This window comes from Pseudomonas sp. (assembly GCF_032058845.1).
In the GTDB taxonomy this organism is placed as follows: domain Bacteria; phylum Pseudomonadota; class Gammaproteobacteria; order Pseudomonadales; family Pseudomonadaceae; genus Aquipseudomonas.
On record NZ_DAMCCR010000156.1, the window covers coordinates 1 to 7,422 of the forward strand.

Consider the following 7,422-nt stretch of genomic DNA (forward strand, 5'->3'; position numbering starts at 1 on the left):
CACCCACGCCCACCGCGACCCGCAGCATGCGGCGCGGCTGGCGAGGCTGGCTGCTATTGCTACTGCTGCTGGTGCTGCTGCTCGCCGGGCTGTGGGCCCTGTGGCACTGGCGCGGCCCGCTGTTGCACCGGCTCAACCCCACGCCGGTGGGCAACTTTGCCTGCACGCCCGGCACACCGCCGCCAGACTTCCTCATGGTGCTCGACACCTCAGGCTCGATGAACCTCAACGTGGCAGCCAGCGCCGAGGATGAAACCTGGTTCAACGAGATCGGCGGCAACCTGCCCAGCAGCAACCCGCGCCGCCAACGGATACTCGCCGAACCCACGCGCCTGAGCCTGGCCAAGCAGGCCATGGCCACCACCCTCAAGCAGGTACACCCAGCCGTCGACACCCGCTTGCTGACCTTTGGCGGCTGTCACTGGGTGCGCAATCAGGGCCTGTTCAGCAACGCGCAACGTCCGCAACTGCTGGCGGCGATCGATCAGCTGAGCGCCGACCGCGGCACGCCCCTGGCCTACAGCCTGGAACAAGCCGCCGAGCAGGTCGACGGCCGCATGAAGGATGCAGTGGTGGTGATGTTCGTCGACGGCGAGGACACCTGCGACCAGGACGCCTGCGCGGTGGCCGAGCGGATCGCCCGCGAGCAACCGAGGCTGCGCGTGAACATGGTCAGCATCAGCGAAAACCCACTGTCCCAATGCATCGCCACAGCGACCGGCGGGCGCGTGTACGCCGCACGTGAGGCGCAAGCGCTAGGCGCCGGGTTGCGCGAAGCGATGGAAGAGGTGGCAGAGCAGCCTGACTGTGCGCCATAAAGGGCCCCATCAGTCGAAATCTGCACGCCCTGAGCGTACTCAGCGCGTCACAGAACACCGCGCTGTCGCGCACACTGCCGCAGAAAATGCGGTCGTGGAGCGGCCGGTCCGGCGCTGCGGTCAGCCGCGATGGGCGGCGCAGTCGCCCCAGGGCTGCAACCTCCATGTACCTGCTGTTGCGAGGCGCCTGGATCAGGCCGGCTTTGCCGGCCATCGCGGCTAAAGCCGCTCCTACACCGACCACGCGTTCCTGCGCTTTGCCAGCCCAACCTGCCTCTGTAGGAGCGGCTTCAGCCGCGATGGGCGGCGCAGCCGCCCCAAAGCTGCAACCTCCATTCACCTGCTGGTGCGCGCCGCCTGAATCGGGGCCAAGCGCCCCAGCGTTACACGTCCGCAGCGGGTGCGTCTCTGCCCGCCTGCGCCTTGATCCGATCCCGAAAACTCTGAATCAGCGGCTCGCGCGAGCGCCCGCGGCGGATGGCTGTGGTAAATGGCGCCTGGTAGCCGAAGGTGCTGGGCAACAACACTTTCAATCGCTGCTGGTCGACCCAGTGCTGCGCATGATGCTCCGGCAAGTAGCCGATGTAGGCGCCAGACAACACCAGGATAAGCTGCGCCTCCATCGACTCCACGGTCGCTGCGCTGTGCTTGAAACCGTGCCGGGCAAGCTCGGCCTGGCTCCAGTAACCGCGCCCGACCATACGCTGCTGCGCGATCACCTCGGCCGGAATGCGTTTCTGTGCGTAGAGCGGATGCCGGTCGCTGCAATACAGCCAGTGTTGCTCGCGGTACAGCGCCTGGTAGATCAGCCCACTGGTGCGCACCGAAAATGCTCCGATCGCCAGGTCCAGACGGTTTTCCAGCAGGCCCAGCTGCAACTCGGCCGGGCTCAGTACCGCCAGGTGCAGGTGCACCGCCGGATGCTCTTCGCTGTAGGCGCCAATGATCTCGGCAAGCGGCAGTGCCGGGTCGCTCACCGTGGAGTCCAGCACGCCGAGGTTGAGCGTGCCGCGCAGCTCACCCTTCAAGGAAGCGGCGTAGCGCTCGAAATCATGCAGCTCGGCCAGCAGGCGCAAGGTTTCCTGATGAAACAGCTCGCCCTTGCCGGTCAGGCTGAAGCCACCTCGGCCACGGTGGCACAGGGCAACACCGAGCAGCGACTCCAGCTGGCTCATGTAGGTGCTGATCGCCGAGGTCGACAGGTTCAGCTCCTGTTGGGCGGCAGCAAAGCCCTGGTTGCGCACCACACTGGCAAAGATGCGCAGCAGCTTGAGATCGGGTAATGCGGACGCCATGCACGCGCTCCTGCCGGAAATCATCAAAGCCGCCAGTCTACCGCTGCCCGCGGCACCACTGGAAAGCCCGGCCCTGGAAAGTTTAGAAATCTCTGAACTGATTATTTGCCCGCAGCGATTTGTCGCACCCCGCGCAGTGCGCAGAATCGGCCCACGACAATCAGAATAATGTGAGGCCCACCGTGGACCATACCCTCCACCAACCCCTGGGCGGCAACGAGATGCCGCGTTTCGGCGGCATCGCCACCATGCTGCGCCTGCCCCATGTGCAGGCCCCGGAAGAACTCGCTCGGCTCGACGCCGCCTTCATCGGCATTCCGCTGGACATCGGCACCTCGCTGCGCTCGGGCACCCGCTTCGGCCCGCGGCAGATCCGCGCCGAGTCGGTGATGATCCGCCCGTACAACATGGCCACCGGCGCTGCGCCCTTCGACTCGCTGAACGTGGCCGACATCGGTGACGTGGCGCTCAACACCTTCAACCTGCTCGACACCGTGCGCATCATCGAGCAGCACTACGACGGCATTCTTGAACACGGCATCATTCCTCTGACCCTGGGCGGCGATCACACCCTGACCCTGCCGATCCTGCGCGCCATGAAGAAGAAATACGGCAAGGTCGGCCTGGTCCACATCGATGCCCATGCCGACGTCAACGACCACATGTTCGGCGAGAAGATCGCCCACGGCACCACCTTCCGCCGCGCCCAGGAGGAAGGCCTGCTCGATAGCCAGCGCGTGGTGCAGATCGGCCTGCGTGCCCAGGGCTACACCGCCGACGATTTCAACTGGAGCCGCCGCCAGGGCTTTCGCGTGGTGCAGGCCGAAGAGTGCTGGCACCAGTCGCTCGCCCCGCTGATGGAAGAAGTGCGCGCCAAGGTCGATGGCGGCCCGGTGTACCTGTCGTTCGACATCGACGGCATCGACCCGGCCTGGGCGCCGGGCACCGGCACCCCGGAAGTCGGCGGGCTGACCACCATCCAGGCACTGGAAATCATCCGTGGCTGCCAGGGCCTGAACCTCATCGGCTGCGACCTGGTCGAGGTCTCGCCGCCCTATGACACCACCGGCAACACGGCGCTGCTCGGCGCCAACCTGTTGTACGAGATGCTCTGCGTGCTGCCCGGCGTGGTGCGCCGATGAGCGCGGCCGCCGAGGTGCACGCCGCGGCCGCCGCATTGGTCGAGGCGTTCGCCAGCAACGACACGGCGCGCTACTTCACCTGTTTCAGCGCCGATGCGAGCTTCGTCTTCCACACCCAGCCACAGCCCTTGACGCTCGCGGGTTACCAGGCGTTATGGCAGCAGTGGCAGGCCGAGGGCTTTGCGGTGCTGGGCTGTCGCTCGAGCAACGGCCAGGTCAGCGTGCTGGGCGACGTGGCGATCTTCATCCATGACGTCGCCACGCACCTGCGGGCAGACGGCGCAGAGCATCACCTGGAGGAGCGCGAGACCATCGTCTTTCGCCGCCAGAGCGGGCGCTGGCTGGCGTGCCATGAGCACCTGTCGGCCCCCACCCTGAACTGACGCGCGCGCGCGTGCGGTGTGACCCTCACCGCGCGCGCACGGCCCCATACCCGGGGGCCTTGCAGCATTGCCACACACCGCCACCCGGCACAGGCCGGGGGTGAATAAAGAGGCCGGCGAGCCTGAGCCGGCCTTACAAGAACCGTGACAGGCAGCGGAGACACAGCATGAGTCACTCCACGGGTATCGAAACCTTTGGCGTCGAGCAGATTCCTGACGCCCAGCGCGATGCATCCCCCATTGACCTGTTTCGCCTCATCTTCGGCGGCGCCAACACCTTTGCCACGGCGGTGCTGGGCAGCTTCCCGGTGCTGTTCGGGCTGTCGTTCCAGGCGGGGGTGTGGGCGATCATCCTCGGCGTGGCGGTGGGCGCGGTGATCCTGGCGCCCATGGGCCTGTTCGGCGCGCTCAACGGCACCAACAACGCGGTGTCGTCGGGGGCGCATTTCGGCGTGCACGGACGCATCGTCGGCTCCTTCCTGTCACTGCTGACCGCGGTGGCGTTCTTTTCCTTGTCGGTGTGGAGCTCGGGCGATGCGTTGATCGGCGGCGCCAAGCGGCTGGTCGGCCTGCCGGAGACCGACCTGACCTTGGGCCTGGCCTACGGCGTGTTCGCGGTGCTGGTACTGGTGGTGTGCATCTATGGCTTTCGCTTCATGCTGTGGGTCAACAAGGTCGCGGTGTGGGCCTCCAGCCTGCTGTTCCTGCTCGGTCTGTTCGCCTTCGCCGGGCCGTTCGATGCAGGCTATGCCGGCACCTTGAGCCTTGCGCAACCAGGGTTCTGGGCGGCGTTCATCGGTGCCGCGCTGCTGGCGATGAGCAACCCGGTGTCGTTCGGCGCCTTCCTGGGCGACTGGTCGCGCTACATCCCGCGCCATACCCCCAAGAGTCGCATCATGCTGGCGGTGATCGCCGCCCAGGCCGGCACGCTGATTCCGTTCCTGTTCGGCCTGTGCACCGCCACCCTGGTGGCCAGCCAGGCGCCGCAGTACATCGAATCGAGCAACTACGTCGGCGGCCTGCTGGCGATTTCGCCGGGCTGGTTCTTCCTGCCGGTGTGCCTGATCGCCCTGATCGGTGGCATGTCCACCGGCACCACGGCGCTGTATGGCACGGGCCTGGACATGTCGAGCCTGTTTCCCAAGGTGTTGAGCCGCGCAGTGGCTACGTTGCTGATCGGCGTGGCAGCGATTGCCTTCATCTTCATTGGCCGTTTCACCTTCAACCTGGTGCAGAGCGTGTCGACCTTCGCCGTGCTGATCGTGACCTGCACCAGCCCGTGGATGGTGATCATGATCCTCGGGCTGATCGTGCGCCGCGGCCATTACCACGCCGATGACCTGCAGGTGTTCACCCGCGGTGAACGGGGCGGCTGCTACTGGTTCCAGCATGGCTGGAACTGGCGTGGCCTGGGCGCGTGGATTCCGAGCGCGGCGACCGGCCTGTGCTTCGTCAACCTGCCGGGGCAGTTCGTCGGGCCGCTGGGCAACCTGGCGGGCGGCATCGACATCAGCCTGCCGCTCACCCTGGGCATGGCGGCGCTGCTGTACCTGACGCTGCTCAACCTGTTCCCTGAACCGGCCAACGTCTATGGCCCGGCCGGGCCGCGCTGGGTCCGCGTGAAGCGTGCTTCGAGCAACGGCTTCAAGGGTGCCGGACTCGTCTGATCCCGATCCATTCGTGCAGCGGGCGCCTTGCGCGGCTGCACCCTTCTTTCCAGAACAATGAGAACAACACCATGCTCCTGGATCTTTCCGTAGTGATCGTTTACGCCGCCGGCATGCTGCTGCTCGGCTGGTTCGGCATGCGCCGCGCGCGCACCCAGGAAGACTACCTGGTAGCCGGGCGCAACCTGGGCCCGGCGTTCTACATGGGCACCATGGCCGCCACGGTGCTGGGCGGCGCGGCCACGGTCGGCACCGTGCGCCTGGGTTATGTGCATGGGCTGTCCGGCTTCTGGCTGTGCGCGGCCCTGGGCGCCGGCATCATCGTGCTCAACCTGTTCCTGGCAAAACCCCTGCTCAAACTGCGCATCAGTACCGTGACGCAGATTCTGGAGCGTCGTTACACGCCCATGGCGCGTCAGGCCAGCGCCGTGGTGATGTTCGCCTATGCGCTGATGATTGCCGTGGTCTCGACCCTGGCCAGCGGCACTGTGCTGCAGGTGCTGTTCGACCTGCCCTTCATCACCGCCATCCTGCTCGCAGGCGGCGTGGTGGTGGTGTACTCGAGCATCGGCGGCATGTGGTCGCTGACCCTGACCGACATCGTCCAGTTCGTGATCAAGACCGTGGGCCTGATGTTCGTGCTGCTGCCGATCTGCCTGTACCGCGTCGGCGGCTGGGACGCCCTGCACGCCAAATTGCCGGAGACCGCCTTCAGCTTCAGCACCATTGGCTACGACACCATCCTCACCTACTTCCTGATCTACTTCTTCGGCATCCTCATCGGCCAGGACATCTGGCAGCGCGTGTTCACCGCGCGCAGCGAAGGCGTGGCGCGGGTCGCTGGGAGTCTGGCCGGGGTGTATTGCGTGATCTACGGGCTGGTCGGTGCGCTGATCGGCATGTGCGCGAAGGTGCTGCTGCCGGACCTGGCCGACGCCAACAACGCCTTCGCCTCGATCGTGCAGAGCGCCCTGCCCGACGGCATTCGCGGCCTGGTGATCGCTGCCGCGCTGGCGGCGATGATGTCCACCGCCAGCGCCGGCCTGCTGGCCGCCTCGACCACCATCACCGAAGACCTGCTGCCGAAACTGCGCAGTGGCCGAGCGTCCACGCTGGGCATGTCGCGTGCGTTCACCTTCCTCACAGGGCTGGTGGTGCTCGGTGTCGCGCTGGTGGTCAACGACGTGATCGGTGCTCTGACGCTGGCCTACAACCTCTTGGTGGGGGGCATTCTGGTTCCGATGCTGGGCGCCATCTACTGGAAGCGCGCGACCACCACCGGGGCCATTCTCAGCATGGCGCTGGGCTGCGGCACGGCGCTGGTATTCATGTTCCGCGATGGCCTGGAGGCCAACACGCCGATCTACTACAGCCTGGCCGTCGGCCTGCTGGCCTTCGTGCTCGGCAGCCTGCTGACCCGGCCGCAGGTGCAGGCTACGCGCACGGCCTGAGAATCGGCGCTGATCCGCGCAGAGCCTGTGGGCTGGCGTGCGCCGGCACCACGCGATGGCACCGTTCAGTGCAGCAGGCCGGCGCGGGCACGAGGCGGCCCGCCTCTGTAAGGCAATCCGGCAGGTGCTGCGGCTGATGCCCTGACAGGCGCTGACCGCACCTGCCCATACAGCCGCGGTACGGCCTGGCAGCAGACATTTCCCTTATCTACAAGGACAGCAGCATGACCACCTGTGGAGAATTCCTCGTACAGCAGTTACAGGCCTGGGGCGTCGACACTGTGTTCGGCATTCACACCGTCGAGCTGTACCGCGGCCTGCCTGGCAGCGGCATCCGTCACATCACGCCACGGCACGAGCAAGGCGCCGGCTTCATGGCCGACGGCTATGCGCGGGTCAGCGGCAAGCCTGGGGTGTGCTTCATCATCACCGGCCCCGGCATGACCAATATCCTCACCGCCATGGGCCAGGCCTATGCCGACTCGATCCCCATGCTGGTAGTTTCCAGCGTCAACGAGCGCGAGCGCCTGGGCCGGGGCAACGGCTACCTGCACGAGCTGCCCGACCAGCGCGCGCTGGTGGCCGGGGTGGCGGCGTTCAGCCACACCGTGATGACGGTCGAGGCGCTGCCCGACGCATTGGCGCGCGCCTTCGCCGTGTTCGACG

Annotated in this window: 7 protein-coding genes; 6 read left to right on the forward strand and 1 reads right to left on the reverse strand. The window is 66.4% G+C overall.

The genetic code is table 11. The features are described from left to right. The coding region (locus RT028_RS19380) for a VWA domain-containing protein (RefSeq protein WP_312936969.1) at positions 1–818 on the forward strand (818 nt) is incomplete at its 5' end. Positions 819–1,201: 383 nt separating this feature from the next. Here the strand turns inward: RT028_RS19380 and RT028_RS19385 are convergent. Beyond that, positions 1,202–2,113: a LysR family transcriptional regulator gene (locus RT028_RS19385; protein ID WP_312936970.1), complete on the reverse strand. Its 912-nt coding sequence runs from the start codon at positions 2,111–2,113 to the stop codon at positions 1,202–1,204. Between the two features lie 182 nt (positions 2,114–2,295). Between RT028_RS19385 and speB the strand changes: the two genes are divergently transcribed. The 5 genes from speB to RT028_RS19410 form a co-directional block, all read left to right on the forward strand. Next, entirely contained in the window at positions 2,296–3,255 is a 960-nt protein-coding gene (speB, locus tag RT028_RS19390) for an agmatinase (protein WP_312936972.1), read from the forward strand. Beyond that, positions 3,252–3,638: a nuclear transport factor 2 family protein gene (locus RT028_RS19395; RefSeq protein ID WP_312936974.1), complete on the forward strand. Its 387-nt coding sequence runs from the start codon at positions 3,252–3,254 to the stop codon at positions 3,636–3,638. The genes speB and RT028_RS19395 overlap by 4 nt, the downstream gene beginning before the upstream one ends. A 167-nt stretch (positions 3,639–3,805) precedes the next feature. Continuing rightward, positions 3,806–5,305: a cytosine permease gene (locus RT028_RS19400; RefSeq protein WP_312936976.1), complete on the forward strand. Its 1,500-nt coding sequence runs from the start codon at positions 3,806–3,808 to the stop codon at positions 5,303–5,305. Between the two features lie 71 nt (positions 5,306–5,376). Beyond that, entirely contained in the window at positions 5,377–6,756 is a 1,380-nt protein-coding gene (locus tag RT028_RS19405) for a sodium:solute symporter (RefSeq protein ID WP_312936978.1), read from the forward strand. Between the two features lie 224 nt (positions 6,757–6,980). Continuing rightward, positions 6,981–7,422, forward strand: a 442-nt coding sequence (locus RT028_RS19410) for a thiamine pyrophosphate-binding protein (RefSeq protein WP_312936980.1), incomplete at its 3' end; no start/stop codon positions are given.

Coding starts and splice junctions, on each gene's coding strand:
- RT028_RS19405 (WP_312936978.1), top strand. CDS start 5,377: ATGCTCCTGGATCTTTCCGTAGTGATCGTTTACGCCGCCGGCATGCTG.
- RT028_RS19395 (WP_312936974.1), top strand. CDS start 3,252: ATGAGCGCGGCCGCCGAGGTGCACGCCGCGGCCGCCGCATTGGTCGAG.
- RT028_RS19385 (WP_312936970.1), bottom strand. CDS start 2,113: ATGGCGTCCGCATTACCCGATCTCAAGCTGCTGCGCATCTTTGCCAGT.
- RT028_RS19400 (WP_312936976.1), top strand. CDS start 3,806: ATGAGTCACTCCACGGGTATCGAAACCTTTGGCGTCGAGCAGATTCCT.